The sequence below is a fragment of the Rhizobium sophoriradicis genome, from assembly GCF_025200795.1.
Taxonomy (GTDB): Bacteria; Pseudomonadota; Alphaproteobacteria; order Rhizobiales; family Rhizobiaceae; genus Rhizobium; species Rhizobium sophoriradicis.
Map to the genome: position 1 here is coordinate 3770515 of NZ_CP104152.1, position 24556 is coordinate 3795070.

General features: G+C 62.1%; 28 protein-coding genes. 13 read left to right on the forward strand and 15 right to left on the reverse strand.

Annotated elements, in window-relative coordinates:
* Positions 1–56: 56 nt before the first annotated feature.
* The gene (locus N2597_RS18490; RefSeq protein ID WP_183598542.1) at positions 57–854 is read left to right on the forward strand and encodes a lysophospholipid acyltransferase family protein; all 798 of its coding nucleotides are present in this window, start codon (positions 57–59) and stop codon (positions 852–854) included.
* A 58-nt stretch (positions 855–912) separates the two neighbouring features.
* On the opposite strand, the gene N2597_RS18495 is transcribed toward N2597_RS18490, so the two are convergent.
* The gene (locus N2597_RS18495) at positions 913–1443 is read right to left on the reverse strand and encodes a gamma-glutamylcyclotransferase (protein ID WP_039623548.1); all 531 of its coding nucleotides are present in this window, start codon (positions 1441–1443) and stop codon (positions 913–915) included.
* A 50-nt stretch (positions 1444–1493) separates the two neighbouring features.
* On the opposite strand from N2597_RS18495, the gene N2597_RS18500 reads away from it, so the two are divergent.
* Positions 1494–2510, forward strand: a complete 1017-nt coding sequence (locus tag N2597_RS18500) for a DUF2125 domain-containing protein (RefSeq protein ID WP_096771513.1) — start codon at positions 1494–1496, stop codon at positions 2508–2510.
* Positions 2511–2522: 12 nt separating this feature from the next.
* Here the strand turns inward: N2597_RS18500 and N2597_RS18505 are convergent, their stop codons facing one another.
* The 4 genes from N2597_RS18505 to N2597_RS18520 form a co-directional block, all read right to left on the reverse strand.
* Positions 2523–2942 carry a GNAT family N-acetyltransferase gene (locus N2597_RS18505; RefSeq protein WP_183598544.1) on the reverse strand — a complete coding sequence of 140 codons (420 nt, stop codon included), beginning with the start codon at positions 2940–2942 and terminating at the stop codon, positions 2523–2525.
* A gap of 7 nt (positions 2943–2949) precedes the next feature.
* Complete coding sequence (locus N2597_RS18510; protein WP_183598546.1) at positions 2950–3876, reverse strand: prephenate/arogenate dehydrogenase family protein; 927 nt, start codon at positions 3874–3876, stop codon at positions 2950–2952.
* Positions 3873–4982: a histidinol-phosphate transaminase gene (hisC, locus tag N2597_RS18515; RefSeq protein WP_183598548.1), complete on the reverse strand. Its 1110-nt coding sequence runs from the start codon at positions 4980–4982 to the stop codon at positions 3873–3875. The genes N2597_RS18510 and hisC overlap by 4 nt, the downstream gene beginning before the upstream one ends.
* A gap of 80 nt (positions 4983–5062) precedes the next feature.
* Entirely contained in the window at positions 5063–5839 is a 777-nt protein-coding gene (locus N2597_RS18520; protein WP_038691615.1) for a class I SAM-dependent methyltransferase, read from the reverse strand.
* A 53-nt stretch (positions 5840–5892) separates the two neighbouring features.
* Here N2597_RS18520 and gloB point away from each other — a divergent pair, with 53 nt between their 5' ends.
* Complete coding sequence (gene gloB / locus N2597_RS18525) at positions 5893–6663, forward strand: hydroxyacylglutathione hydrolase (RefSeq protein WP_183598549.1); 771 nt, start codon at positions 5893–5895, stop codon at positions 6661–6663.
* Positions 6663–7085 (forward strand): cupin domain-containing protein, encoded by a 423-nt coding sequence (locus tag N2597_RS18530; protein ID WP_077992034.1) that lies wholly within the window; start codon positions 6663–6665, stop codon positions 7083–7085. Before gloB ends, N2597_RS18530 begins: the two co-directional genes overlap by 1 nt.
* Positions 7086–7088: 3 nt before the next feature.
* On the opposite strand, the gene yddG is transcribed toward N2597_RS18530, so the two are convergent.
* Together yddG and N2597_RS18540 are read right to left on the reverse strand one after the other, a co-directional pair.
* Complete coding sequence (gene yddG / locus N2597_RS18535; RefSeq protein WP_096761991.1) at positions 7089–7979, reverse strand: aromatic amino acid exporter YddG; 891 nt, start codon at positions 7977–7979, stop codon at positions 7089–7091.
* A gap of 30 nt (positions 7980–8009) precedes the next feature.
* Positions 8010–8789, reverse strand: coding sequence for a DUF3108 domain-containing protein (locus N2597_RS18540; protein WP_039622511.1), 780 nt, complete (start codon positions 8787–8789; stop codon positions 8010–8012).
* A 239-nt stretch (positions 8790–9028) separates the two neighbouring features.
* Between N2597_RS18540 and rpmB the strand changes: the two genes are divergently transcribed.
* On the forward strand, positions 9029–9328 hold the full coding sequence (gene rpmB, locus N2597_RS18545) for a 50S ribosomal protein L28 (protein ID WP_004679586.1): 300 nt from the start codon (positions 9029–9031) through the stop codon (positions 9326–9328).
* 111 nt (positions 9329–9439) lie between these two features.
* The gene (locus N2597_RS18550) at positions 9440–10075 is read left to right on the forward strand and encodes a VUT family protein (protein WP_039622513.1); all 636 of its coding nucleotides are present in this window, start codon (positions 9440–9442) and stop codon (positions 10073–10075) included.
* 15 nt (positions 10076–10090) lie between these two features.
* Here N2597_RS18550 and N2597_RS18555 read toward each other — a convergent pair whose 3' ends face one another.
* From N2597_RS18555 to N2597_RS18575, 5 genes are all read right to left on the reverse strand, one after another.
* Positions 10091–10657 (reverse strand): ATP-binding protein, encoded by a 567-nt coding sequence (locus N2597_RS18555; RefSeq protein ID WP_096761993.1) that lies wholly within the window; start codon positions 10655–10657, stop codon positions 10091–10093.
* Positions 10658–10719: 62 nt separating this feature from the next.
* Positions 10720–11745, reverse strand: coding sequence for an esterase-like activity of phytase family protein (locus tag N2597_RS18560; protein WP_096761994.1), 1026 nt, complete (start codon positions 11743–11745; stop codon positions 10720–10722).
* Positions 11746–11769: 24 nt separating this feature from the next.
* Positions 11770–13671: a cobaltochelatase subunit CobT gene (cobT, locus tag N2597_RS18565; RefSeq protein ID WP_183598551.1), complete on the reverse strand. Its 1902-nt coding sequence runs from the start codon at positions 13669–13671 to the stop codon at positions 11770–11772.
* Between the two features lie 12 nt (positions 13672–13683).
* On the reverse strand, positions 13684–14676 hold the full coding sequence (gene cobS / locus N2597_RS18570) for a cobaltochelatase subunit CobS (protein WP_004679595.1): 993 nt from the start codon (positions 14674–14676) through the stop codon (positions 13684–13686).
* Between the two features lie 305 nt (positions 14677–14981).
* On the reverse strand, positions 14982–15599 hold the full coding sequence (locus tag N2597_RS18575) for a J domain-containing protein (protein ID WP_096771518.1): 618 nt from the start codon (positions 15597–15599) through the stop codon (positions 14982–14984).
* Between the two features lie 102 nt (positions 15600–15701).
* Here N2597_RS18575 and N2597_RS18580 point away from each other — a divergent pair, with 102 nt between their 5' ends.
* Positions 15702–15986, forward strand: coding sequence for a BolA family protein (locus N2597_RS18580; RefSeq protein ID WP_183598553.1), 285 nt, complete (start codon positions 15702–15704; stop codon positions 15984–15986).
* A 42-nt stretch (positions 15987–16028) separates the two neighbouring features.
* Here the strand turns inward: N2597_RS18580 and N2597_RS18585 are convergent, their stop codons facing one another.
* From N2597_RS18585 to N2597_RS18595, 3 genes are read right to left on the reverse strand one after another with little or no spacing between them, the layout of a single operon-like run.
* Positions 16029–17339, reverse strand: a complete 1311-nt coding sequence (locus N2597_RS18585; protein ID WP_039622521.1) for an HlyC/CorC family transporter — start codon at positions 17337–17339, stop codon at positions 16029–16031.
* Positions 17339–18469, reverse strand: coding sequence for a 3-dehydroquinate synthase (aroB, locus tag N2597_RS18590; RefSeq protein ID WP_183598555.1), 1131 nt, complete (start codon positions 18467–18469; stop codon positions 17339–17341). The genes N2597_RS18585 and aroB overlap by 1 nt, the downstream gene beginning before the upstream one ends.
* Positions 18466–19056, reverse strand: coding sequence for a shikimate kinase (locus N2597_RS18595; RefSeq protein ID WP_183598557.1), 591 nt, complete (start codon positions 19054–19056; stop codon positions 18466–18468). Before N2597_RS18595 ends, aroB begins: the two co-directional genes overlap by 4 nt.
* Before the next feature lie 148 nt (positions 19057–19204).
* Between N2597_RS18595 and N2597_RS18600 the strand changes: the two genes are divergently transcribed.
* The 6 genes from N2597_RS18600 to N2597_RS18625 all read left to right on the forward strand — a co-directional run bounded on the left by N2597_RS18600 (position 19205) and on the right by N2597_RS18625 (position 24452).
* Complete coding sequence (locus tag N2597_RS18600) at positions 19205–19381, forward strand: hypothetical protein (RefSeq protein WP_183598559.1); 177 nt, start codon at positions 19205–19207, stop codon at positions 19379–19381.
* Between the two features lie 5 nt (positions 19382–19386).
* The gene (gene xerD, locus N2597_RS18605) at positions 19387–20340 is read left to right on the forward strand and encodes a site-specific tyrosine recombinase XerD (protein WP_183598561.1); all 954 of its coding nucleotides are present in this window, start codon (positions 19387–19389) and stop codon (positions 20338–20340) included.
* 62 nt (positions 20341–20402) lie between these two features.
* Complete coding sequence (locus N2597_RS18610; RefSeq protein WP_183598563.1) at positions 20403–21356, forward strand: acetyl-CoA carboxylase carboxyltransferase subunit alpha; 954 nt, start codon at positions 20403–20405, stop codon at positions 21354–21356.
* 195 nt (positions 21357–21551) lie between these two features.
* Complete coding sequence (locus tag N2597_RS18615) at positions 21552–22778, forward strand: L,D-transpeptidase family protein (protein WP_077992054.1); 1227 nt, start codon at positions 21552–21554, stop codon at positions 22776–22778.
* A gap of 5 nt (positions 22779–22783) precedes the next feature.
* Complete coding sequence (locus tag N2597_RS18620) at positions 22784–23008, forward strand: sulfurtransferase TusA family protein (RefSeq protein ID WP_183598565.1); 225 nt, start codon at positions 22784–22786, stop codon at positions 23006–23008.
* Positions 23009–23474: 466 nt separating this feature from the next.
* Complete coding sequence (locus tag N2597_RS18625) at positions 23475–24452, forward strand: TRAP transporter substrate-binding protein (RefSeq protein WP_183598567.1); 978 nt, start codon at positions 23475–23477, stop codon at positions 24450–24452.
* Positions 24453–24556 lie beyond the last annotated feature (104 nt).

The following is a 24556-nucleotide window of genomic DNA, read 5'->3' on the forward strand; positions in this document are numbered from 1 at the left end:
TTAAGACGGGCAATATCGTGTAGGCCGGTCGCGTGAGCATGCCTCGGGAAAATTTCATGATCGCCCTGCGTTCCGTCCTCTTCAACACGATCTTCTATGCCAATCTCATCATCCGGATGATCGTGCTCTCGCCCTATTATTTCGTGGTGCCGCGGCTTACCGCCTATGAAATCCCGAAGAACTGGGCGCGCTCCAATCACTGGCTGATGCGCGTGATCGTGGGCACGACCTTCGAGGTCGAGGGACTGGAGAACCTGCCTGACGGCAGCTACATCCTGGCGCCGAAACACCAGTCCTTCTGGGACACCTATGCGCTGCTGCCCAGGCTCAAGGACCCGGTCTACATCCTGAAGCGCGAGCTGATGTGGATTCCGCTCTTCGGTTGGTATGCGAAAAAGCAGCGCATGATCCCGGTCGATCGCGGTGCCCGCGGCAAGGTGATGGTGGACGTGTTGAAGCGCACGAGGGAAGAGCTTTCGACCGGCCGCCAGCTCATCATCTATCCCGAGGGCACCCGCCGCCCGCCAGGCGCCGAGCCGGTCTATAAATACGGCATCGCCCGCATGTACCGCGACCTTGGCATTCCCGTCGTGCCGGTCGCCATGCATCCCGGCCTGTTCTGGCCGCGGCGGAGCATCCGCCGTTATCCCGGCCATTTCAAGGTGAGAATCCTGCCGCCGATCATGCCGGGAATGGATCCGGACGCCTTCTTCGCCCACCTGATCGAGGTGACCGAACGGGCAAGCGACGAGCTCTTGCTCGACACCATCGAACGGAATCCGCATCTGCCGCTGCCGCCGACAGCGATCGCCAGGTTGACCGAGCTACGCAAAGTGAAGGCGGCGACGGCCTGAAATTACAAGGACGCTGTAACACTTTGAGTTGCTGCCTGATTCCTTATATCGACACCGATCAGGCAGCCCGCAGCCGTTCCACCTCGTTGACGACCTGCTCTAACCACTGATCGCGAATGCCCATCTGCCTCAGATGCGCAAGCGTGTTGAAGACATAGGCATCATTCGGACCGGACTGGCCGCTGGCCTCGTTCACCACCCGTGCCGCCGCGAGCGTGTCAAGCGTGCCGGCATATTGCTCGTGGTCGCGATCAGCGACATAGGTCACCGCCTGCGTCCTGCGACCGCCGGCGAACTGCAGCCGGACCCGGCGTTCCAGATAGACATTGGTGACAAGTTCGCGGGCGCGGAGATACTCGATCACCTCATCCCATCTGTCCGGCGCAATCCGGAAGGCCATGCCGCGGCAGGCGCCGCCCCTGTCGAGGCCGAGGACGAGGCCCGGATTGTCGCGCGTTCCGCGATGAACGAAGGACCGGACACAGAGCGAACGCCTGTAACCATGCACCAGGGCTTCTGCCCGTTCCAGAAACTCAAAGCCCGGATTCCACATCAGCGAGCCGTAGCCAAACACCCAAAATTCGTCCATATCGCACGCCAGACCGGAATCACATTCGCGATTCACCATTGGAGAACATCATGGCAGCGTCAAGCCGATCCGGCAGCGGTCAATCCAGCAGCGGCAAGAAATTCTGGTTGCTGGGCGGAGGCATTCTCCTGGTGATCGCGCTTTATACCGGCGGCTGGTTCTATGCGGCATCGGCGTTGAAGACCACGGTGCTGAAAGCGATCGCGCCGCGCGATCAGGCGGGCGTCAGCGGCGAATGCTCCGATATCGAATTCCGCGGCTATCCCTTCCGCATCGGCCTGTTCTGCTCCAAGGTCGATGTCGACGACAGTGTCAACGGCGTCTCCGCCACCTTCGGCGCCCTGCGCTCGGCAGCCCAGGTCTATGCGCCCGGCAATATCGTCTGGGAACTCGATTCCCCGGCCGAGATCCGCACCAGCAACGGCCTCTCGATCTCGGCCCAGTGGGCGAACCTGCAGTCGAGCCTGGCGACCAGACTGAAGGGCATCGACCGCAGCTCGATCCTCATCGAGGGCCTAAAGGCGACGGCGGTCTCTTCCTTCACCGGCCAGACCGTAAGCTTCGATGCCGCCCGTACGGAAATCCATCTGCGCCAGAACGGCGCCGATCTCGACGGCGCGATCTCCGTGCAGGATGCGAATACCGCAATCACGGACTGGCCCCAGGTCTTCCCGAAACTCTCCGCCAGCATCGATCTCACCGTTACCGGCAAGGCCGGCCTGATCGACGGCAGCGACCCGAATGGCCTCAATGGCGCAGCCGGCGAGCTGCGCCGCATCGTCGCCGACATCGGGGACGGCAAGGTCATGACGCTGACCGGTCCCTTCTCCTTCGACGAACAGGGTTTCCTGTCGGGAAAATTCAAGCTGGAGATCGAACGGCTCGGACCATGGGGCGACAGCCTGAAGCAGACCTTCCCGGACATTGCATCGACCGTCAACACGGCGACCAAGCTCTTGAAATCGCTTGCCGGCGGCAAGGATAAGGTGTCGGTCGATCTCGTTGTCGATCATGGCAACGCCACCGTCAGCGGCTTCATCCCGCTCGGCCGGATACCGCCGATCTGAGAGGCTCGCCTTTCAGCCGATGTGCTTGATGAAGAAAACCTCGGGCACCGATTGCAGACCGGGCAGCTCGATGGCGCCGGTTTCGATAAATCCGTTGCGGTGATGCCAGTCCTGCGGCCGGCTCTCGTCGCATTCGCTCGATGTCATCAGCATGCGGGCGCCCTCGGCACGCATCGCCTGTTCCCAGGCAAGAAACAGCGCCGTGCCGACACCCGACCGGCGACGGGCAGTCTGGATACGGATCATTTCCATATAGGGAACCCTGCCCCAGAAGCGCGAGAAGCGCAGGAAGCCAACGATCTCGCCGGCCTCCTTGGCGACGAGATATTCGCCGAGCGCCACGCATCGCGATATCCATGCCTTGCCGGCATTGGCATCTTCGCGCACCAGCCAATCGATATCCGCCTGGGTCGCGCTGACCACCTCCACCATCGCGCGGCTACTTCTTGTCCAGCGGATGGGGGCGGCCGAAATCGGGGGCATCGACGTCCTGGCCGGCCTGGACGATCGAGCGGCGGATGGCGCGCGTGCGGGTGAAAAGTTCGAAGATCTTGTCGCCCTCACCCCAGCGGATCGCCCGCTGCAGATAGGCGAGATCCTCCGAGAAGCGTGCCAGCATTTCAAGGATGGCATCGCGATTGTGCAGGCAGACATCGCGCCACATCGTCGGGTCGGAGGCGGCGAGACGGGTGAAGTCGCGAAAGCCGGAGGCGGAATATTTGATGACTTCCGATTCCGTCACCGTCTCCAGATCGTCGGCGGTGCCGACGATGTTGTAGGCGATGATATGCGGCAGGTGCGAGACGATCGCCAGCACCTTGTCGTGATGTTCCGCATCCATCTCGTCGACCTTCGAGCCGAGCGCCTCCCAAAAGCCGCGCAGCCGCTTCAGCGCCGTCTCGTCGGTTTCCGCGACCGGCGTGAAGATGCACCAGCGGCCTTCGAAGAGGCCGGGAAAGCCGGCATCGGGACCGGACTTTTCCGTGCCGGCCAGCGGATGGCCGGGGATGAAATGTACATTCTCAGGCATATGCGGCTGCATCTGCGCGATGACGGACGCCTTGGTGGAGCCGACATCGGTGACGATTGCGCCGGGCTGGAGGTTGCCGGCGATTTCCTTCGCCACGCTTTCCGAAGCACCGACCGGCACCGAAACGATGATGAGGTCGGCATGCTTGACGGCCTCTGCCGAAGAGGTCGTATAGCGATCGCCGAGGCCAAGCTCTTCGGCACGCTTCAGCGTACCGGCGCTGCGTGTGGCGACGACGATCTCTTTCGTCAGCCCGAGCCGGCGAATGTCGTGGGCGAGCGAAGATCCGATCAGGCCGATGCCGATCAGCGCGATTCGGTCAAACAGCACGCTCATGCCTGACGTCCCATGAATTCGCGGAGTGCTGCGATGACGCCGCGATTGGCCTCTTCAGGACCGATGCTCATGCGCAGCGCATTGGAAAAGCCGTAGCTGCGCACGGCTCGCAGGATGTAACCGCGGCTCGTCAGTAGTTCGTCCGCATCGGCGGCACGCTTGCCATCGATCTCGGGGAAATGGATGAGGACGAAATTGGCGACCGAAGGCGTGACTTTCAGCCCGATCGCTTCCAGCGCCTCCGTCAGCGTTCCCACCCACATCTGGTTGTAGGAGACGGCCTGCTGGACGAAAGCCTGGTCGCGGATGGCCGCGGCACCGGCAGCGATCGCCGCCGCATTCAGGTTGAACGGCGCGCGGACGCGGTTCACCGCGTCGACGATCTCGGCCGGCGCGTACATCCAGCCGACGCGCAGCGCCGCCAGACCGTAGGCCTTCGAAAAGGTGCGGGTCATCACCACGTTGGAGCTGGAAGACACCACCTCGATGCCGGCTTCGTAGTCGTTGCGGCGCACATATTCGGCGTAAGCCGCATCGAGCACGAGGACGACGTGTTTCGGCAGGCTTGCCTGCAGGCGGCGGATTTCGCTGACCGGAACATAAGTGCCGGTGGGATTGCCGGGATTGGCGATGAAGACGATCCTCGTCCTTTCCGTCACCCCGGCCAAAATCGCGTCGACATCGACGGTGTAGTCCTTTTCCTTGACGACGACGGGCGTGGCACCCGTGCCCATGATCTGGATCTTGTAGACGAGGAAGCCGTGCTCGGTGATGATGCCTTCGTCGCCCGGGCCGAGATAGACATGGCAGAGCAGGCCGAGCAGTTCGTCCGAACCGTTGCCGCAGAGGATGTTTGCCGGATTGAGGCCGTGCACGGCGGCGATCGCCTCGCGCAGTTCGATAGCCTGTCCGTCGGGATACCGTCCGAGATTATCGGCAGCGGCCTTGACGGCCTCGATCGCTTTCGGGCTGGCGCCGAGCGGCGTTTCGTTGGAAGAGAGCTTGTAGACTCGGGCAACACCCGGCGCATGTTCCTTGCCCGGCACATAGGATGCAATATCGAGAATACCGGGACGCGGAACGGGCTTGCTGATCTCAACGCTCATGGGTCGACCTTGGATTTTCCGGAAAATGACCAAGTGGCATTAAAGCGGAATGCGGTTCTTGTCGAGAGCCCGGAACGGGGTCACCGGTTGCGCGCCGTCGGCACGCCGTGGGGTGCGAGCACCGGTACGAAGACGCGGCGCGACGCCCGTGCCGCCACCGGCAGTCCCTGATAGAGCCGCTTCTGCGCCTCGACGATGATGACGCCCGAAAAGGCTGGCCACAGCGTCCGGCCGATCCGCTCGAAGGCGCGGCGAAGCCGCAGGATGGTCCTGAGTTTCGAGGGCGGAAAGAACAGCGCTTCGGCAGTCGCGCCGGGCGTGAAATTCGTCTCGCGCAGCAGATGCGTCAGCTGACCGCGCGAATAGGGCCGGCCCGAACCGAAGGGCGTATGCTCCATGCGCGCCCAGACGCCACGCCGGTTCGGCACGACGATGACCAGCCGTCCGCCCGGCGCCAGCACCCGCCAGAGTTCCTTCAGCGTCTCGCGCGGGCTTTCGGCAAATTCCAGCGAATGCACCATCAACACCCGGTCGATCGAGGAATCCGGCAGCGGCAGTTCCTCATCGAAAATCAGCGTCGTCGACGACAGCGAGCCCATCGGCCAGTTCACTGCGCCCTGTCCGGCCGGCATGAAGGCGAAGGTGCGTTCGGTATCGGCTTGGAATCGATCGAGGAAGGGCACGGCATAACCGAGACCGACCAAGCGCTCCTGCGGCAGGCGCACCCAGAGCGACGACAGCGCCATGGCGATCGACTGCTCGGCAAAACGCCCGAGGTCGGAATGATAGAACTGACGTAGGTCGACGATATCGGCGTGCATTGCGATAAATGTTATCAGCGGGCGGTTGGACTTCAAGGCCGGAACCTCTACATTCCCGCGAGACTCGCATGACAAAGGATTATTGAACGATGAAACCTTTGGAATTAGACGTTTTTCTCTGCCGCACCGATAATTTCGGCGTTCTCGTGCACGATCCGGAGACGGGATTTACCGCGGCGATCGATGCGCCGGAGGAGGCGCCGATCCTGGAAGCGGCGACACGGCGCGGCTGGAAGATCACGCATATCTTTACCACCCATCATCACACCGATCACGTCGCCGCCAATCTGGCGCTGAAGGAGCAGTTCAGCTGTGAAATCATCGGCCCGATCAACGAGGCCGTTGCCATTCCCGGCCTCGACCGGACGATGGCGGATGGCGACAGGTTCCTCTTCGGCAACCACACGGTCCACGTGATCGAGACGCCGGGCCACACCGCCGGCCACATCTGCTATCACTTCGTCGATGACAAGCTGCTTTTTGCCGCCGACACGCTGTTTGCTCTCGGCTGCGGCCGTCTGTTCGAGCGCCCAGCCGCCGACATGTGGCATTCGCTGCAGAAACTTGCCGTGCTGCCGGATGAGACGGCCATCTATTTCGGCCATGAATATACGCTCTCTAACGCCCGCTTCGCGCTGACGGTCGATCCCGACAACGAACGCCTGAAGAGCCGCGCCGCCGAGATCGAGGCTTTGCGCGCCGAGGGCAAATTCACCATTCCGACGACACTGGGACTGGAAAAGGAAACCAATCCATTCCTGCGCGCCGGCGATCCGGCCATCCGCCGCAACCTGATCATGGAGGGCAAGACGAACGAGGAAGTCTTCGCCGAAATCCGCAAGCGCAAGGACAATTTCTGATGTCGCCCGAGGACATTGTCCGGCAACTTGGCTTGCAGCCGCATCCGGAAGGCGGTTGGTACGTCGAGACATTCCGCGATGCGGCGGGCGGAGAGCGCGGACATTCGACCGCGATCTATTACCTCCTGACCAGCGGGCAGCGCTCGCACTGGCATCGCGTCCACGACGCCGCCGAGATTTGGCATTATTACGCCGGCGCGCCGCTGGCGCTGCACCGCTCTCAGGATGGGGCGGCAAGCGAGACCCTGACGCTCGGACCGAATCTGATCGCCGGCGAGCGGCCGCAAGCGGTCATTCCCGCCAATTGGTGGCAATCGGCGGAAACCCTTGGCGATTTCACCCTGGTCGGCTGCACCGTTTCGCCCGGTTTCGTATTTGCAAGCTTCGAAATGGCCCCACCCGGCTGGAAGCCCGGCGGCTGAACCCTATTTCGCCGCGGCCGGCCGCAGCCGGGACTTGCGACGGAACATCTCCTGGGCGGCCAGTACCGCCCCGCCGGTGACGAGCAGGCAGGCGAGCGCGATACGCCAGCTCGGCTCGGCAAATCCGAACAGCGTCAGGATCAGCGTCGAAAGCAGGGGTGCTGCATAACTTGCCGCGCCGAGGATCTGGATATCGCCGTTCTTGACGCCGTAATCCCAGGCGTAAAAGGCTGCGCCGACGGGCAAAAGCCCGAGCCCGATGACGGCGATCCACTCGAAGCCCGTTGCCGGCCAGACGGTCACTTCCAGGCCGAGATGGCAGAACAACGACAGGATTGATGTCGCAAGGCAGAAGCCGGTGACGACGTCGGTGGAGACGGCCTCGAAGCGCCGCGTCAACAGGGAATAGCCCGACCAAGTGAAGGCGCAGAGGAAGGCGGCGCCGTAACCGACGGCATAGGCGCCGTCGAAATCGATGCCGTTGCGGCCGACGATCAGGAAGGTGCCGTAAAGCCCGGCCAGCGCGCCCGCCACGTGATACCAGCGCAGCCGTTCGCCCGGCAGCAGCGCCGAGCCGACGACGATCAGCAGCGGCCAGAGATAGGCGATCAGCCCCGCCTCCACCGCCGGCGCGTTCCTGAGCGCGGTGAAATAGAGGAAATGGTAGCCGAAGAGCCCGGCAATGCCGGTGAGCCACACCTTTGCCGGCTGCTTCAGCAGCGTCAGCCGCGACGGGTTGAGAATAAGCACGACGAGGCCGGGGACGCTGCCGATCGCAAAACAGATGGCCGAAAGCTGGAACGGCGGCATCTTGCCCGAAGCAGCCGTAAACAGCGCCAGGAACGACCACATCAGAATGGCCGTAAAACCGATCAGCGTCGCGCGAAGTTTCACCTGTCCCCCTTCACGGAGGCGAATGCTCCGTCAGCTGACGCTGCCATATTTGACGGCAGTGATCGTCACCATTCCATATTCGGTTGGAATGCGCACATAAACAGGAGCATATACATTTGCAGCGTCCGACTTGGCAAACCAGATTTCCATGCGGTCGCTTTTGCTCAGATAGTCAATGTCCTTGCGGCCCTTCTTGTAGCCCGAGCGCGGCACGAAGCGGACGCCGCAGACAACCGCCTTGCCCTTGAAGCCGTCGGTGGAAAAATCCTCGTCGCCCTTCGGCGAGAGCACCAGATCCATGCGCGTCTCGCCATCGAAGATCGGCAGCGTCTGCGAGCAGACCTTGGTGTCGCCGGTGAAGACCAGGCCGGAGATCGGGTCGAGCACCGAGCGCATGTCGCGCGGCGTGACGTCGATCCAGTTCTTCGGCCGCTTCGGCGGTGGGGTCGTCGTCGCCGAGATGATATCGCCGTTGCGGTAGCTGACCTCGTAGACGCGGGCCTTCTTGCCGCTCTTATAATAGAGCGAATATTTCAACGCCTGCAGCCGATCATTGCGCACGACGCCGGTGACGCTGGTCTTTGCCGAGATAGTCTTGACGAGATTGGCAAGGCCGGCCGATTTGATATCGCCGGCGATTTTGTAAGAATGATCGTCCTCGATCTGCGTCAGGAACGCGGCGCGCGCGATCGGCAGGCCGGCAAGCGTCACCCGGTATACCGTCCGGTGCTGGATCTCGGCCGCCGCTGCCGGTATGGCAAGGAGCGCGGCGATGGCCGAAATGAAAATGCGTCTGCCCGAATGAGCCATGTGTGTAGCCTTGTCCAACCGCGCGGCAGTCCTTGCCGACACGCTCTATACTCCTGCCTTGAAGGGAAGAAAACAGCAGCTTTTTGACAGAATTGCGGGAAAGGCCAAGGTTTGGCTTGACGCGAGCAGGCTCTCTGACTATAGAACCGCAACTTTCCAATCATGCCTGTTGGATTGCGAGCCCGGTTTTGCCGGGGATGGCAATCCGATGGCCCGAGAAAAACAAGAATAGGTGTTCCATGTCCCGCGTGTGCGAATTGACCGGCAAGGCCGTCCTGACTGGTAACAATGTCAGCCATGCCAACAACAAGACCAAGCGCCGGTTCCTGCCGAACCTGTGCCAGGTAACGCTGATTTCCGACGCTCTCAACCAGCGTTATCGTCTTCGCGTTTCGGCTGCTGCTCTTCGTTCCGTCGAGCATCGTGGCGGCCTCGATGCCTTCCTGCTGAAGGCCAGCGAAAACGAACTGTCGATGCGCGCCCGTCTGCTGCGCCGCCAGATCGTCAAGAAGACTGCCGAAGCCGCAGTTGCTGCGTAAGCTTCTGCCCTTCTTGCATACGGCTTCAAAGGCTTGAACGGGTGATACCGGACAAGCCTTTTGCTTTGCCGGATCGTCTCTCCAACTGGTGGCATCACCCAGAATAAAAAAATGCTGAAGACCCGCTATACCATTGCCTATGTCGCGCTGATGACGCTTGTCGTCGTCGCCTCCAACTTCCTCGTTCAGTTTCCGCTGAACGCCGAAGTCGCCGGCATCAACCTCGCCGACATCCTGACCTGGGGCGCCTTTTCCTATCCGGTCGCCTTCCTGATCACCGATCTGACCAACCGCCAGTTCGGCCCGCAGACGGCCCGCAAGGTGGTCTTTGCCGGCTTCGTTGTCGGCGTCAGCCTCTCCTTCTTCACCTCGGTGCCGCGTATCGCCATTGCCTCCGGCTCGGCCTACCTCGCCGGACAGTTGCTCGATATCGCCGTTTTCAACCGCCTTCGCCGCCAAGCCTGGTGGCGCGCGCCGCTCCTCGGCTCGCTGATCGGCTCGGCGCTCGATACGGTGATGTTCTTCTCGCTGTCCTTCGCCGCGTTTTTCGTCGTCCTCGGACCGAACGATCCTTTCGCGCTCGAATCGGCGCCCATCCTCGGCGTCTTCGCAGCAGAAGCTCCGCGCTGGATCTCCTGGGCGATCGGCGATTTCGCCGTCAAGATGATCGTCGGCCTCGTCATGCTGCTGCCCTATGGCGCGCTGATGAACGTGCTGCGGCCGATGCAGCCCGCCCGCGCCAGCTGAACACGCCGGAGAAGTTCACCGACGCCGCCGGACCGCACCGGCGGCGATGGCGGGGTGCAGAAGAACCTCTGCGAGCAGGTCGTCGATGTCTCGCGACGAATCGAGCCGCAGCACCGGCGCGGTCTGCGTTTCCAGCCATTGCTCATGCGCCGCGAGGCTGCGGCGCTCGGGGCCGGCCGTATCGTAGCTTGCTGCCCATGCCAGGAATTCTCCGCTTTTGGCTTCCATGTCGCCGCCGAGCCCGATCCTGTCTCCGTATCGAGCCGCCTCGCGCGCACGGATTCGCGCCATGCGAAGCTCCGGCTCGATCCTGAGGAACACGATCAGATCGTAGAGCGGCTCGAGCGGCCTGCCCCATTTCAGCGCCGATCCGGAAAGAATCCAGCCGCCGGGCCGCCGCGTCTCCTCGAGCAACAGCCTTATGCGCTCGCCGGCATCCCGCGGCGTCGTGAACGGCGGATCGGTCGGCAGCCAGAAGAAATCGTCGGTGTCGAGATGAGCGATATCCAGCTTTTCGGAAAGCGCACGGCCGAGCGACGTGGTGCCGGAACCGGACGCACCCATGACATGAATATGCACCATGATTTTCCTCCGAAACCGCCGCTTCTGCGATACCGCCAGCGGGATAACCGAGGCATGTGACGTCAATCTGACGATCCGAGCAATTGCGGCTCATCGTCAAGCCGGAATTCCAGCATCAGATTGCGCTGCAGAATGGAATGATTATCGTCCGACACCAGAATGATATGGGTCGTGCCGTCGGCCGCCCGAAAAGCATCGAGACCCTCCATATTGTCGATCTGCGAATTGAAATTGCCTTCGAGCAGCAATTCGCCCTCGACCACGGCTCCCGGCCTGATATCGGCGCCCTTGATGCGTCGAAGGCGCATGCCGATGCCTTCGGCCATATTGAAGCGGCGCTCGAGCAGCAGCAGATCGCCGTTCGGCAGGAAGGCGCCGTCGGTGACGTCGAAACTCCCGTCCCGCGCCACCGCGAAGCGCCCCTTCAGCGGTCCGCTGAGGACCGCCGCCACCCGGTTGCCCTCGCTGTCGAGGCCGCGTTCGGAGACGATGACCACACCGCCCTTGAGCGGGCTCGATGAGGGCGCGACAGCAATCGTCTCGATACCGCGATTGTCCTTCAGCATCTTGCGCGGAATGAGGAGCGGCAGGGTGCCGACCGCCGGCGATTCGGCAAAGCCCGGATCGGGATAGACATCGACGCGATGATCCTGCTCGAAGGAGACCAGGATCCGATCGCCGTCGAGCGCCAGGCCCTCGGCATCCATATGGCCCTTACCCTCGAAGCTACGCCCGGCGCGGTTCTTCATCGGGGTGATCTCGACATCCGAAACGCCCCAAAGCTTGCCCTTGGCATCGCGCTCGATGCTGCCGGTCAGCCACTGGCCGGTATCGAGCACGACCACGAAATGCTTCTGGTCCGGCCGGAAGCGGATGGAGGAAAGCGAGCCGAACAGCGCCTTGCCGGAAACCATCTCCAGGCCGCCAAGAAATTCCAGCGATCCGAATTTGGTCTCCGAAGAGCCGATCCTGAAATCCGATATTTGCCGGCTAATGACCGGCACTTCATCGACCGCCCATGAGGGGCAAGCGCCTGTTGCGACGCAGAGAGCGATCGAGGCCGCACGGCAGAGGCGCTTGCCTGTCATTCCGGCGATTTCCCTGAAGCGGCGTCAGCCGGCACGGCGCAGCCGGCCGCCGCGCGGCTGGACGGATTGATCTTCGAAGAGCGAGGCAAGCTGCTCGGTCATCGCACCCGCAAGCTCGTCGGCGTCGACGATCGTCACGGCCCGGCGGTAGTAGCGCGTCACATCGTGACCGATACCGATCGCCAGCAATTCCACCGGTGAACGGGTCTCGATCCGCTCGATGACGGCACGCAAATGCCGTTCGAGATAATTGCCGGGATTGACCGACAGGGTCGAATCGTCCACCGGCGCCCCGTCCGAGATCATCATCAAGATGCGGCGCTGTTCACGCCGCGCGAGCAGGCGGTTATGCGCCCAGATCAGCGCCTCGCCGTCGATATTTTCCTTGAGCAGACCCTCGCGCATCATCAGCCCGAGATTGGCGCGCGCCCGCCGCCACGGCGCATCGGCCGATTTGTAGACGATATGGCGCAGGTCGTTGAGGCGGCCCGGCGTCTGCGGCTTGCCGCCGGCAAGCCAGCTTTCCCGCGCCTGCCCGCCCTTCCAGGCCTTTGTCGTAAAGCCGAGGATCTCGACCTTGACGCCGCAGCGCTCTAGCGTGCGGGCAAGAATGTCGGCGCAGGTGGCGGCAACCGTGATCGGCCGGCCGCGCATCGAGCCGGAATTGTCGATGAGCAGGGTGACAACCGTATCGCGGAACTGCGTGTCGCGCTCCATCTTGAAGGAGAGCGCCTGCATCGGATCGATGATGATGCGCTGCAGCCGGGCTGGATCGAGATAACCTTCCTCCAGGTCGAAATCCCAGGAGCGGTTCTGCTGCGCCATCAGGCGGCGCTGCAGCCGGTTGGCGAGGCGGCCGACGGCGCCCTGCAGATGCGCCAGCTGCTTGTCGAGGAAGGCGCGCAGGCGCTCCAGCTCGGCGGCGTCGCAGAGTTCCTCGGCGGTGATAATCTCGTCGAACTCTTCGGTATAGACGTGATAATCGACCTTCTCGTTGAAATCGGCGAAGGGCGTGTTCGGGCGGCGGGTCTCGCCCGGCGTTTCCGAATCGTCCTCGCCCTCTTCCATCATGTCGTCGTCGGAGATTTCGGCGCCTTCGGTCTCGCCGTCCTCCATCTGTTCGTCGGCGACTTCACTGTCTTCGACCGGGGCGGCCTCGGTGCCGGCATCCTCGTCGACCTCGTCCTGATCCTGCTCGTCGCCGCTCGGCTGGTCTTCCTGCTCCGACTGATCGTCGTTGTCGGCTTGGCTGTCGTCGTCGCCGTATTCCTCGGCCATCTCCATGGCCGACAGCATGTTGCGGATCACCTTGGCGAAGGCCTGCTGGTCGTTGATCGCGCCCGACAGGTTGTCGAGTTCGGAGCCCGCCTTGTCCTCGATGAAGCCGCGCCAGAGGTCGAGCACCTTGCCGGCGGAGGCTGGCGGCCGCTGGCCGGTCAGCTTCTCGCGCACCATCATGGCGACGGCTTCGCCGATCGGGGCATCTTCCTGGCGTTCGATACCGGTGAAATTCGCCTTGGAATATTTCTCTTCCGTCATCGAGCGCAGGTTCGACGCCACCCCTTCCATGCGCAGCGCACCGATCGATTCGACACGCGCCTGCTCGACCGCATCGAAGATCACCCGGGCGTCCGAGCCCTGCGGCGCCATCGTCGTATGCACCTTCTCGTCATGGCAGGCCAGCCGCAGCGCCATGGAATCGCCGAGCCCGCGGGTGACCGCCAGCTCATGCGCCGTCGGCCGCTTGGAAAGCTCCGGCAGACGGATGCGCTCGCCGGTCATACCCGGCCGTTCGTTGGCGAAGGTCACCTCGACATCGCCGTCGCCGGCGATCGAGCGCACGCAGCCGGATATCGCCCGACGCAACGGCTCGACATCGACGGGCGCACCAGGCTTTGCTTTCGAATTGTCACCGCGAGCTGCCATGATCGGTCGGTCTCAGGCTCCGAGAACGATGTTGGCGGCGCTTTCCTTCAGCTCGACGCCGAAGGCCCGCTGATAATGCTCGGCGACCAGCGGCCGCTCCAACTCGTCGCACTTGTTGAGGAAGGTGGTGCGGAAGGCAAAGGCGAGATCACCGAAGATCTCGGCGTTCTCAGCCCAGGTAATGACCGTGCGCGGGCTCATCACGGTGGAGAGGTCGCCGTTCATGAAGGCGGCACGCGTCAGGTCGGCAACCCGCACCATCTTCGACACGGTCTCGCGGCCTTCCCTGTCCTTGCCGAAGCTCTTCACCTTGGCGGCGACGATATTCACTTCGTGATCGTGCGGCAGGTAGTTCAGCGTCGTGACGATCGACCAGCGGTCCATCTGCGCCTGGTTGATCTGCTGCGTGCCGTGATAAAGGCCTGTGGTATCGCCGAGGCCGATCGTATTGGCGGTCGCAAACAGGCGGAAAGCCGGGTGCGGCCGGATGACGCGGCTCTGGTCGAGCAGCGTCAGGCGGCCGGAGGATTCGAGCACGCGCTGGATGACGAACATCACGTCGGGACGGCCTGCATCATATTCGTCGAAGACGAGCGCGACATTGTGCTGATAGGCCCAGGGCAGGATACCGTCTTTGAATTCGGTGACCTGCAGCCCGTCCTTGACGACGATGGCGTCCTTACCGACGAGATCGATACGGCTGACATGGCTGTCGAGGTTGATGCGCACGCAGGGCCAGTTAAGCCGTGCCGCCACCTGTTCGATATGCGAGGACTTGCCGGTGCCGTGATAGCCGGAGATCATCACGCGTCGGTTATGGGCAAAGCCTGCGAGAATGGCGAGCGTCGTGTCGCGGTCGAACAGATAGTCGGGATCGAGGTCCGGCACATAGGCGTCGCCCTTGCTGTAGGCGGGGACGCGGATGTCCGAATCGATGCCGAAGGTCTCGCGAACCGAAACGGTGGTGTCGGGCAGTTCAGATATATCCAGGTCGATCTTGCTCATCATGTCTCCAAGGCGGGTGATGCCACCCGGCCATACTGTCTCAGGCCATGTCGCAACCGTGACGCCGCGATTATCTCCGCGCCCGTCCAGGTCGGAACGTCGGCGATACTTCTCCGGGACTGAAACGAAACCTCGGCGGGATGATGTCCGCTTGCGAGCATTCTTGAAAGAGTCCCGGACAAGAAACGCCGCGTCCGGAAGGTCGGCGGAGGCGATGGGTAAACACGCAAATAGGAGCCGCGTTTGCCTGCGGCCTCAGCCGATTTGGACCATACCCGATTGAAGCCTAAGAGCAAGGACGGGAATTAACAAAAACCGTTCTGCTTCAACAATTGATAGGCCTGGATGACGGCGCGGAAGCGCTCCTCCGAGCCGCGGTCGCCGCCATTGGCATCCGGATGGTGCTTCTTGACCAGCTCCTTATAGCGGCTCTTGATCTCCGCCGACGTCGCATTGGCGTGCAGCCCCATCGTATCGAAAGCCTTGCTTTCCAGCGACTTCAGCTTGCGCGCCTGGGGAAAACGCGGGCCGCTGCCCTTGCCGCCTTCCTTGACGAAACCGAAGGGATCGCGAACGCGGGTATAGGCGCCGGAGCGGACTTCCGAATGCAGCGGACTGTCCTTCGCCGACTTGTTGACGCCGACGGTCCATGTCGGCCGATGGCCGGTGATCGCCTCTTTCTGATATCGGGCGATCTCGCCGTCCGAAAGGCCGGAAAAATAATTGTAGCCCTTGTTGTATTCCTTGACGTGCTCGAAACAGAACAAAAAGAACTGGCCTTCCGCATTGCGTCCGACAGGAGCGCGATGCGAACCTTTCTTGTCGCAGCCGTCCCACTGGCAGGTAGGCGGCGCCTGCTCTGCGTCCTGCTCGCGTTTGCGGCGTGTTCGGATGCGATCGAAATATTTGGAATCAAGTCTCATGGCGGCGCTAATTATGGGGCTGTCGGAAGGCGACAACAAGAATTGACAAATGGGAATGTTGCTGGCTTGGTGGGAACCCCTTTCGCCCAACAGCAAGACCGGATGATGACCCTCAGGACCCGCATCGAAGAAAAACTTGTCGAAGCCTTCGCGCCCGAACGCCTGAGCGTCACCGACGAAAGCCACCTGCACGCCGGCCATCAGCCCGATATCACAGGCACCGGCGAAACCCACATGCGGGTGAGGATCGTTTCGGCGAAATTTGCCGGCCTGTCGCGGCTGGCGCGCCACCGCGCCATCACGGATCTGCTGAAACCGGAGCTCGATGCCGGCCTCCATGCGCTGGCCGTCGAACCGGCAGCACCGGGCGAGGCGACGCGATGGTAGCAGCGCCTATATGGGGAATGGTCGCCGGCGATCCAAGCGGGATCAGGCCGGCTTTGCGCCGTCTTCCCCGGCGGGACGGATGCGCAGCTTGGTGATGCGGTTCTTCTCCCGCTTCATGACGACAAAACGTTTGCCATAAAAGGTGAAGGCCTGGCGCTCTTCCGGAATGGTCATCGATTCATGGATGACGAGGCCCGCGATCGTCGTCGCCTCCTCGTCAGGCAGGTTCCAATCGAGCGCACGATTCAGGTCGCGGATCGGCACGCCGCCATCGACGACGACCGAACCATCCGCCTCCTGGCGCACGCCCTGAATCTCGATGTCGTGCTCGTCGGAAATGTCGCCGACGATTTCCTCGAGAATATCCTCGAGCGTGACGATGCCCTGGACCTCGCCATATTCGTCGACGACGACGGCGAAATGCTGTTTGCGGCGCAGGAAGGCATTGAGCTGGTCTTCGAGGTTGGTGCTGTCGGGCACGAACCACGGCTTCTGCGCGATCTTGACGATATCGAGATTCTGCGGCTCCATGTTTGGCTCGGCCAGCGCCCGCAAGAGATCCTTGGCGTGAACGACACCGATGATGTTGTCGATCGTGCCTCGCCACAGCGGCATGCGCGTATAAGGGCTTTCGAGGATGGCGCGCACCACCGCCTCCGGCGGATCGTCGGCATTGATCGCCCGCATCTTCGTGCGGTGGACCATGATATCAGACAGTTCCAGCTCGCCGAGATCGAGCACGCCGCCGAGGCGATCGCGGTCGGCCTTCACCACCGACCCCTCGCGATGCAGCAGATCGACGGCGCCGCGCAATTCCTCATGGGCCGTCAGCATCGAGACCTCCCGCGAGAGATTGATGCCGAACAGCGCAAGAATCCGCCGCACGATGCCGTTGACAAAGGAGGAAATCGGACCGACGACGGTGACGAAAAGCCTGGTCGGAAGCGCGACGGCGAGGGCGAAGCGCTCGGGCGCCGATATCGCCCAGCTCTTCGGCAGCACTTCCGCGAAAATGACCAGGATGACGGTCATCGCCAGCGTCGCCAGCGCCACGCCGGAACTGCCGAACAGCCCGAGAAACAGGCTGGTGGCGATCGACGAGGACAGGATATTGGCGAGATTGTTGCCGATCAGCATCGCGCCGATCAGCCGGTCGCGCCGCTCGATCAGCTGGCGGACGAGGCCGGCCCGCTCGTCGCCGTTGACCTCAAGCGTATGGATGCGACTGCGCGACACGGCGGTCAGTGCGGTTTCCGAGCCGGAAAAGAAGGCGGACGTCAGCACGAGCGCGGTGATCGAAAGGATCTCCGGCCAATATGTCGTGAGAAATGCCAGAGCGCCTTCGACCGTCATCAGGGATGTTTTTCCCGGAGAAAGCTGATCACCTCGGAGGCCGGAACGTCGTGGGCGACGAAGGACTGGCCGATGCCGCGCGTCAGGATGAAGGTGAGCTTGCCGCCCTTGACCTTCTTGTCCTGCGCGATCGCCTCCATCAGCACCTCAGCCGGCGGCAGCTCGCCCGGAATTTCGGACATCCTGGTCGGCAAGCCGACCGCCTGCAGATGCCGCGCGACGCGGCGCGCATCGTCGGGGCTTGCGAGGTTCATCCGTGCGGAGAATTCATGCGCCAGCACCATGCCGATCGAAACGCCCTCGCCGTGCACAAGGCGGCGGCTGTCATAGGCGGTCGCCGCTTCCAGCGCATGGCCGAAGGTGTGGCCGAGATTGAGCAATGCCCTTTGGCCGTTCTCGCGCTCGTCGGCGACGACGACATCGGCCTTTGCCTGGCAGCTTGTGGCGATCGCTTCGATGCGCGCGGAACCACCTGTAAAAACCGCCTTCCAGTTCGCTTCCAGCCAAGCGAAGAAATCCGGCTTATCGATCAGCCCGTATTTCGCCACCTCGGCGTAACCGGCGCGGAATTCCCGTTCGCTCAGCGTGTTCAGCACGTCGGTGTCGGCCAGGACGAGGTCCGGCTGATGGAAGACGCCGATCAGGTTTTTGCCGTGGCGGGAATTGATGCCAGTCTTGCCGCCGACGGAGGAATCGACCTGCGCCAGCAGCGAGGTCGGCACCTGCACGAAGCGCACGCCGCGACGCACGATGCCAGCCGCAAACCCCGAGAGGTCGCCGATGACGCCGCCGCCGAGCGCGATGACGCAGTCGTTGCGCTCGATGCGGGCTTCCAGCACCTTGTCGCAGGCCGTCATCAGATGTTCGAAACTCTTCGTCTTCTCGCCGGCCGGCAACACGACCGCAGCCGAGGCGATGCCCGCCGCATCGAGGCTGGCAACGAGGGCGTCGAGATAGAGCGGCGCGACATGTTCGTCGCTGATGACAGCCGCCTTGCGGCCCTTGAGGCGCAAAGCGATCTCGGCGCCGGCCCGGGCAATCAGCCCCGGCCCGATCAGGATGTCGTAGGCGCGCTCGCCGAGGGGCACATGCACGGTCTGGACGGCCGAGGCGGAGCTTATCGCATTCATGACGCTGTACTTTCCTTCTGAGCTTCGACCATCGCCTTCAGCACCTCGTCGGCCATGATTTCCTTGCGCACGTCGCGCGAGAGCACGGTAAGATCAGCCTGAGCGTAGATCGGATACCGTGCGTTCATGAGGTTTTCGAGCGTCTGCTTCGGATTTTCGGTCTTGAGCAGCGGCCGCGTGTCGCGTTTGTTGACCCGTTCCCAGAGCACCTCGAGATCCGCCTTCAGCCAGACCGAAAGGCCGCCCCTCTTGATATGCCTGCGCGTCCGCTCGTTGACGAAGGCGCCGCCGCCGGTGGAGACGACGCGCGGACCGCTCTTCAGCAGACGCTTCATGACCCGCGTTTCCAGCGCCCGGAACTCGTCCTCACCATAGGCCGCGAATAGTTCGGCGATCGTCATGCGCGACACCCGCTCGATTTCGTGATCGCTGTCGATGAAGGGAATGCCGAGTTGGCTGGCGACAATGCGCCCGACGGCGGATTTTCCCGCACCCATCAGGCCGACGAGGATCAGATTGCGTGAACCGAGCGCGGCGCGAGCTCTGTCTTTCAGGCTGTCAGCAACGGTCAGCAGTGGTTCACTCATCGGTCCATTCACACTTTGTTTGCAAACCGTATCGACAAATGCAGGTGGAGCGTCAAGTCGCGGTCAAGGGAATCATCGCTTGAATACCGCTTCTTGCGCTGTCAGATACGCTTCTTATAACAGAAGCAGAGCATGAAGGAGTTGCCGGATGCCGACCCTGTTCCGTTTTCTGTTCGTCTGCGCGATCCTCGCCGGGACGGTTTACGGAGCGATGTGGGCGCTTGCGACCTTCGTGGAGCCCGAGCCGCGCGACGTGACGATCCGCATTCCGTCCGAGCGGGTCAATCCGCCGCCGACGGGCACGATCGACACCATCGGGAAGTGAGAGACATGAGGGATCTCGGCCGCGCCCATGTGGAATCCTTCCTGGAAATGATGAGCGCCGAACGCGGTGCCGCCGTTAACACGCTGCAATCCTATGAGCGCGACCTCGATGACATCAGGTCCTTCCTGAACGGCCGCAGCATAAGGTTGACCGAAGCCGCCTCCACCGATCTTTCCGCCTATCTCGCCTCGCTCGCCAGCCAGGGTTTCAAGCCCTCCTCGCAGGCACGCCGGCTCGCGGCCATGCGGCAGTTCTATAAGTTCCTCTACGCCGAAGGCATTCGCACTGACGATCCTACAGGCGTGCTCGACGCGCCGAAGAAAGGCCGGCCGCTGCCGAAGACGATGGGGGTCGAGGAGGTCGGCAGGCTGCTGTCGCAGGCGCAGGCCGAGGCCGACGACCCGGCCCCGGGCCAGTTGCAGCGCCTGCGCATGCTGGCGCTGCTGGAACTGCTCTATGCCACCGGCATGCGTGTCAGCGAACTGGTCTCGCTTCCCGCCCGCGTCCTCGACCAGGAGGGCCGCTTCCTGATGATCCGCGGCAAGGGCAACAAGGAGCGGCTGGTGCCGTTGTCGCTCTCGGCGATCAGAGCTTTGAAATCCTACGGCGGCCTGCTGGCTGCCGAAAATGCCGCGGCAAAGGAGCCGCAGGAAAGCCCCTGGCTGTTTCCGGCCGCCTCGAAGGAGGGCTATCTGCCGCGTCAGGTTTTTGCGCGAGACCTGAAGAACCTGGCGATCCGCGCCGGCCTGACGCCGTCGCTGATCTCGCCGCACGTCATGCGCCACGCCTTTGCCAGCCATCTGCTCGCCAACGGCGCCGACCTGCGCGTCGTGCAGGAACTCCTCGGCCATTCGGACATTTCGACCACACAGATCTACACACATGTGCTCGAAGAGAGGCTGCAGCAGCTCGTCCAGACGCATCACCCCCTTGCCAAACAGGCGAAAAAGCACGAATAGGACCGGCGACAAGGGGCGGAGCCAGGAAAACGCCCCGGGCACAAGGAACGGAAACGCACCTCATGCACAATTATCTCGACTTCGAAAAGCCGATCTCCGACCTCGAAGGCAAGATTATCGAACTGAAGAAGCTCGCCACGGAAGACGAGAGCATCGACACCACCGATGAAATCGGCAGGCTCGAGATCCGCGTCCGCGAGGCGATCGTCGAAATCTATTCCAAGCTCAATCCCTGGCAGAAGACACAGGTCGCCCGCCATCCGCAGCGCCCGCACTTCGTCGACTACGCCAAGACCCTGTTCCAGGAATTCACGCCGCTCGCCGGCGATCGCAAGTTTTCCGAGGATGCCGCAATCCAGGCGGGCCTCGCCCGCTTCCGCGGCCAGCCCGTCGCCGTCATAGGCCAGGAAAAGGGCAACGACACCAAGACCCGCCTGAAGCATAATTTCGGCAGCCCCCGCCCCGAGGGCTACCGCAAGGCGATCCGCATCCTTGAAATGGCCGATCGTTTCGGCCTGCCGGTGATTTCGCTGGTGGATACGGCAGGCGCCTATCCCGGCGTCGGCGCCGAAGAGCGCGGCCAGGCCGAGGCGATCGCCCGCTCGACGGAAATGTGTCTCGGCGTCAAGGTTCCCCTCGTTTCCGTCGTCATCGGCGAAGGCGGCTCGGGCGGCGCGATCGCCATCGCCACCGGCAACAGGGTCTATATGCTCGAGCATTCGATCTACAGCGTAATCTCGCCGGAAGGGGCCGCCTCCATTCTCTGGCGCGATTCGACCCGCGCCCGGGAAGCGGCGACCAACATGAAGATCACCGCCGAAGACCTGAAATCGCTCGGCGTCATCGATGGTATCATTTCCGAGCCGCTCGGCGGCGCCCATCGCGATCCCGACAGCGTCATTGCCGCAACCGGCGACGTGATCGCCAATGCACTGGCCGAAATGGCATCCCGCTCCGGCGAACAATTGCGCAACGAACGGCGCCAGAAATTCCTCAACATGGGCCGAAATTTGTAAGCTAAGCGGCAGCTCTTTGCCGATTGAGGCCAAACCTTGGCCACATTGATGTTATCTCTGACATTTGCGCTTGCGGGGGCGTTCCTCACACGTCATAGGCTGGTAAGGATTTGTGAAGTATAAGCCGCTTATGATTCTGCCTCGTGCCAGGACTCCTTAAGCGACCGGGTCGCACTTCTTTATGGGCTAGTTTGGATGCGCATACGTCATTTTGCCTATGTTTCCCTCATCGCGCTGGCTCTGACCGGCTGCAATGACGCGCTGGAGACGGCGCAGGTCGACCTTTCCAAGGTCAAGAACAAGGTCGAGCAGCCGCTTCCTCCTCATATTCTCGCCGCCATGTCCGCCAAGGGCATGGACCGCAACTCGCCGATCATGATCCGCATCTTCAAGGAAGAAGGTGCCATGGAGATCTGGAAGGCGAAGACCGACAACCGCTTCGACAAGATTGCCGACTACAAGATTTGCGCCTGGTCCGGCCGCCTCGGTCCGAAGGTCAAGACTGGCGACCGGCAGGCGCCGGAAGGCTTCTACGACCTGACACGCGCCAACCTGAACCCCAACTCGAAATATTATCTGGCGATCAACACCGGCTTCCCGAACCGCTACGACGCGGCGAACGGCCGAACCGGCTCCGATCTGATGATCCATGGCGCCTGCTCGTCCTCCGGCTGCTATTCGATGACCGACCAGCAGGTGCTGGAGATCTATGCTTTTGCCCGCGACGCTTTCAAGGGTGGTCAGGCGACCGTGCAGCTGCAGGCCTTCCCCTTCCGCATGACGGCGGAAAACATGGTCAAGCATCGCCTCGACAGCAATTACGAGTTCTGGAAGATGCTGAAGGTCGGCTATGACAATTTCGAAGTGACGAAGCGCCCGCCCGAGGTGAACGTCTGCGAGAAGAAATACGTCTTCAATCAACAGGCAACCGATGGCGGCGCTTTCAATGCCGCCGGCAAATGCCCTGCCATGTCGACGCCGCCGGCGCTGACGGCAGCCCTTGCCTCCTATGGCAAGACCTACGATGCCGACTATGCCAAGGCCATGAGCAAATATGACGGCATGGCCTGGTACGACCCGTCCGAAGCCGAGCGCAAGGCGGTGGTCGCCAAGCTGCGCAAGGGCCGCGAGCTGGCCTTCGCCCCGACCGGCACCTCGCTGGAAGCCGGCCGCATGGTCAAGGTCGCCGAGCTCGAAGACCTGATGGCCAAGCGCACCGCCCACAGCGTGACCACCCAATCCGCGACAGGCGCCACGCCCGCAACGCCCGCCCAGCCGCAGGCAACGGCCGTCGCGGCCGCAGCCCCTGCGGTCGTGCCGGTGCCGATGCAGAACCCGCTGGCCTTTACCGCGCCGGAACCGCAAGAAACGGCAGAAGCCGTGACGAAGAAGCCGTTCTGGAAATTCTGGGCGCGGAACTGAACGGCTTGAACCCCGTTCTGTACGATCTCCGTGGCCTGAAATGCCCACTGCCCGTGATCAAGACACGCAAAAAGCTTGCCGCCATGGCAAGCGGTGCGCTCATTCGTGTCGACACCACCGATCCGCTTGCCGTGATCGACATGCCGCATTTTTGCAGTGAGGACGGCCACGAGCTGGTCGAGACCGAAAAGACCGAAAGCGGCCACCGCTTCCTGATCCGCAAGCGCTAAACTTTTCTACGATAAATAGTCAGAGCAGATGCCGTCCGGAACGGCAGGATCACAGCCGCTCTCGGCGCATTTCCAATTTCCCTGCCATTTCTCGGCTCCGCCGCTCGGAAGTCGCTCCCGCGCCAAAAATTCATCATACAACTACACAGCTTTTGTATGTTGACATTATACTTGGCTGGTTCTAGCCATAGTAAGCCGGTCGGAGGAACGGCAAGAATAGAGGAGGCTGACTGACCCACATCTTCTGTTTCCACGAGAAGGGTAAGCGTGCGCCATCAGATCCGATGAGCACGCCGAGACCGTTTGCTATGTCTCGATGAGGCCTTTCGCGTGATGTTTCCAGCGCGCCTGCCCATGCGGGGCCGGCCTCGCAAATTGCAGGAAGCAGGCGAAGCGTGCAGGGATCTTCAGCAAAGCCGGGATACTGACTTCTGAGAATAATCGTCATGCAAAATGGGAGGAGAGCATGAAAAACTTTGTCAAACTGGCCGCCGGTCTTATGGTTGCCGCTTCAGTCATGAGCAGCGCCGCCAGCGCGCAAACGGTGCTGAAATCGTCCGATACTCATCCGGACGGCTATCCGACTGTTGAGGGCGTCAAATATTTCGGCGAACTGGTGAAGGAGCGTACGAAGGGCCGCTATTCGGTCGAAGTGTATCATTCCGCCCAGCTTGGCGAAGAGAAGGACACGATCGAACAAGTACGCTCCGGCGTGATCGAGCTCAACCGCGTGTCGATGGCGCCCTTTAACGGCACGGTGAAGGAATCAATCGTTCCGGCCCTGCCCTACATCTTCCGTTCGGAAGAGCACATGCACAAGGTCATGGACGGCGCGGTCGGCGATCAGATCAAGAAGGCCTTCGAACCGGCCGGCCTCGTGGTGCTAGCCTTCTACGATGCAGGCGCGCGCTCGTTCTACAATAAGACGAAGCCGATCAATTCAGTTGCCGATATGAAAGGTCTGAAGTTCCGCGTCATCCAGTCGGACATCTTCGTCGACATGGTGGCGGCCCTCGGCGCCAACGCGACGCCGATGCCCTATGGTGAAGTCTATTCGGGGATTGAAACCGGCGTCATCGATGGCGCTGAAAACAATTTTCCGAGCTACGACACCGCCAAGCATGCGGAAGTGGCGAAGAACTACTCGCTTGACGAACACACCATCCTGCCGGAGGTGTTCGTGATGAACAAAGCGGCGTTCGACAAGCTGACGCCCGAGGATCAGGAAATCTTCAGGCAGGCAGCCAAGGACAGTGTCGCCAAGCAGCGCGAGCTCTGGGCAGCCAAGGTCGCTGAATCACGTGCCAATGTCGAAAAGCTCGGCGCGCAGATCACCACACCGGACAAGCAGGGCTTCATCGACGCGATGGCCCCGGTTTACGAAAAGCACGTCAAAGACGACGTGCTGAAAAAGATGGTCGCGGATGTAAAGGCTGTGCAGTAGCCTTCGCTTGCCTTCCTTCTTGCGGGAGGCCGCGTGAGCCATCGGGGTGGAGGACTACCTCCACCCCATTTCACCCTTCCGTGCCCCACATTTCTTGATCGATC

Excerpts from the sequence above, each read along its gene's own strand:
- N2597_RS18490 (WP_183598542.1), top strand. The coding sequence starts at position 57 with ATGATCGCCCTGCGTTCCGTCCTCTTCAACACGATCTTCTATGCCAAT.
- N2597_RS18495 (WP_039623548.1), bottom strand. The coding sequence starts at position 1,443 with ATGGACGAATTTTGGGTGTTTGGCTACGGCTCGCTGATGTGGAATCCG.
- N2597_RS18500 (WP_096771513.1), top strand. The coding sequence starts at position 1,494 with ATGGCAGCGTCAAGCCGATCCGGCAGCGGTCAATCCAGCAGCGGCAAG.
- N2597_RS18505 (WP_183598544.1), bottom strand. The coding sequence starts at position 2,942 with ATGGTGGAGGTGGTCAGCGCGACCCAGGCGGATATCGATTGGCTGGTG.
- N2597_RS18510 (WP_183598546.1), bottom strand. The coding sequence starts at position 3,876 with ATGAGCGTGCTGTTTGACCGAATCGCGCTGATCGGCATCGGCCTGATC.
- hisC (WP_183598548.1), bottom strand. The coding sequence starts at position 4,982 with ATGAGCGTTGAGATCAGCAAGCCCGTTCCGCGTCCCGGTATTCTCGAT.
- gloB (WP_183598549.1), top strand. The coding sequence starts at position 5,893 with ATGAAACCTTTGGAATTAGACGTTTTTCTCTGCCGCACCGATAATTTC.
- N2597_RS18530 (WP_077992034.1), top strand. The coding sequence starts at position 6,663 with ATGTCGCCCGAGGACATTGTCCGGCAACTTGGCTTGCAGCCGCATCCG.
- N2597_RS18540 (WP_039622511.1), bottom strand. The coding sequence starts at position 8,789 with ATGGCTCATTCGGGCAGACGCATTTTCATTTCGGCCATCGCCGCGCTC.
- rpmB (WP_004679586.1), top strand. The coding sequence starts at position 9,029 with ATGTCCCGCGTGTGCGAATTGACCGGCAAGGCCGTCCTGACTGGTAAC.
- N2597_RS18550 (WP_039622513.1), top strand. The coding sequence starts at position 9,440 with ATGCTGAAGACCCGCTATACCATTGCCTATGTCGCGCTGATGACGCTT.
- N2597_RS18555 (WP_096761993.1), bottom strand. The coding sequence starts at position 10,657 with ATGGTGCATATTCATGTCATGGGTGCGTCCGGTTCCGGCACCACGTCG.
- N2597_RS18560 (WP_096761994.1), bottom strand. The coding sequence starts at position 11,745 with ATGACAGGCAAGCGCCTCTGCCGTGCGGCCTCGATCGCTCTCTGCGTC.
- cobT (WP_183598551.1), bottom strand. The coding sequence starts at position 13,671 with ATGGCAGCTCGCGGTGACAATTCGAAAGCAAAGCCTGGTGCGCCCGTC.
- cobS (WP_004679595.1), bottom strand. The coding sequence starts at position 14,676 with ATGAGCAAGATCGACCTGGATATATCTGAACTGCCCGACACCACCGTT.
- N2597_RS18575 (WP_096771518.1), bottom strand. The coding sequence starts at position 15,599 with ATGAGACTTGATTCCAAATATTTCGATCGCATCCGAACACGCCGCAAA.
- N2597_RS18580 (WP_183598553.1), top strand. The coding sequence starts at position 15,702 with ATGATGACCCTCAGGACCCGCATCGAAGAAAAACTTGTCGAAGCCTTC.
- N2597_RS18585 (WP_039622521.1), bottom strand. The coding sequence starts at position 17,339 with ATGACGGTCGAAGGCGCTCTGGCATTTCTCACGACATATTGGCCGGAG.
- aroB (WP_183598555.1), bottom strand. The coding sequence starts at position 18,469 with ATGAATGCGATAAGCTCCGCCTCGGCCGTCCAGACCGTGCATGTGCCC.
- N2597_RS18595 (WP_183598557.1), bottom strand. The coding sequence starts at position 19,056 with ATGAGTGAACCACTGCTGACCGTTGCTGACAGCCTGAAAGACAGAGCT.
- N2597_RS18600 (WP_183598559.1), top strand. The coding sequence starts at position 19,205 with ATGCCGACCCTGTTCCGTTTTCTGTTCGTCTGCGCGATCCTCGCCGGG.
- xerD (WP_183598561.1), top strand. The coding sequence starts at position 19,387 with ATGAGGGATCTCGGCCGCGCCCATGTGGAATCCTTCCTGGAAATGATG.
- N2597_RS18610 (WP_183598563.1), top strand. The coding sequence starts at position 20,403 with ATGCACAATTATCTCGACTTCGAAAAGCCGATCTCCGACCTCGAAGGC.
- N2597_RS18615 (WP_077992054.1), top strand. The coding sequence starts at position 21,552 with ATGCGCATACGTCATTTTGCCTATGTTTCCCTCATCGCGCTGGCTCTG.
- N2597_RS18625 (WP_183598567.1), top strand. The coding sequence starts at position 23,475 with ATGAAAAACTTTGTCAAACTGGCCGCCGGTCTTATGGTTGCCGCTTCA.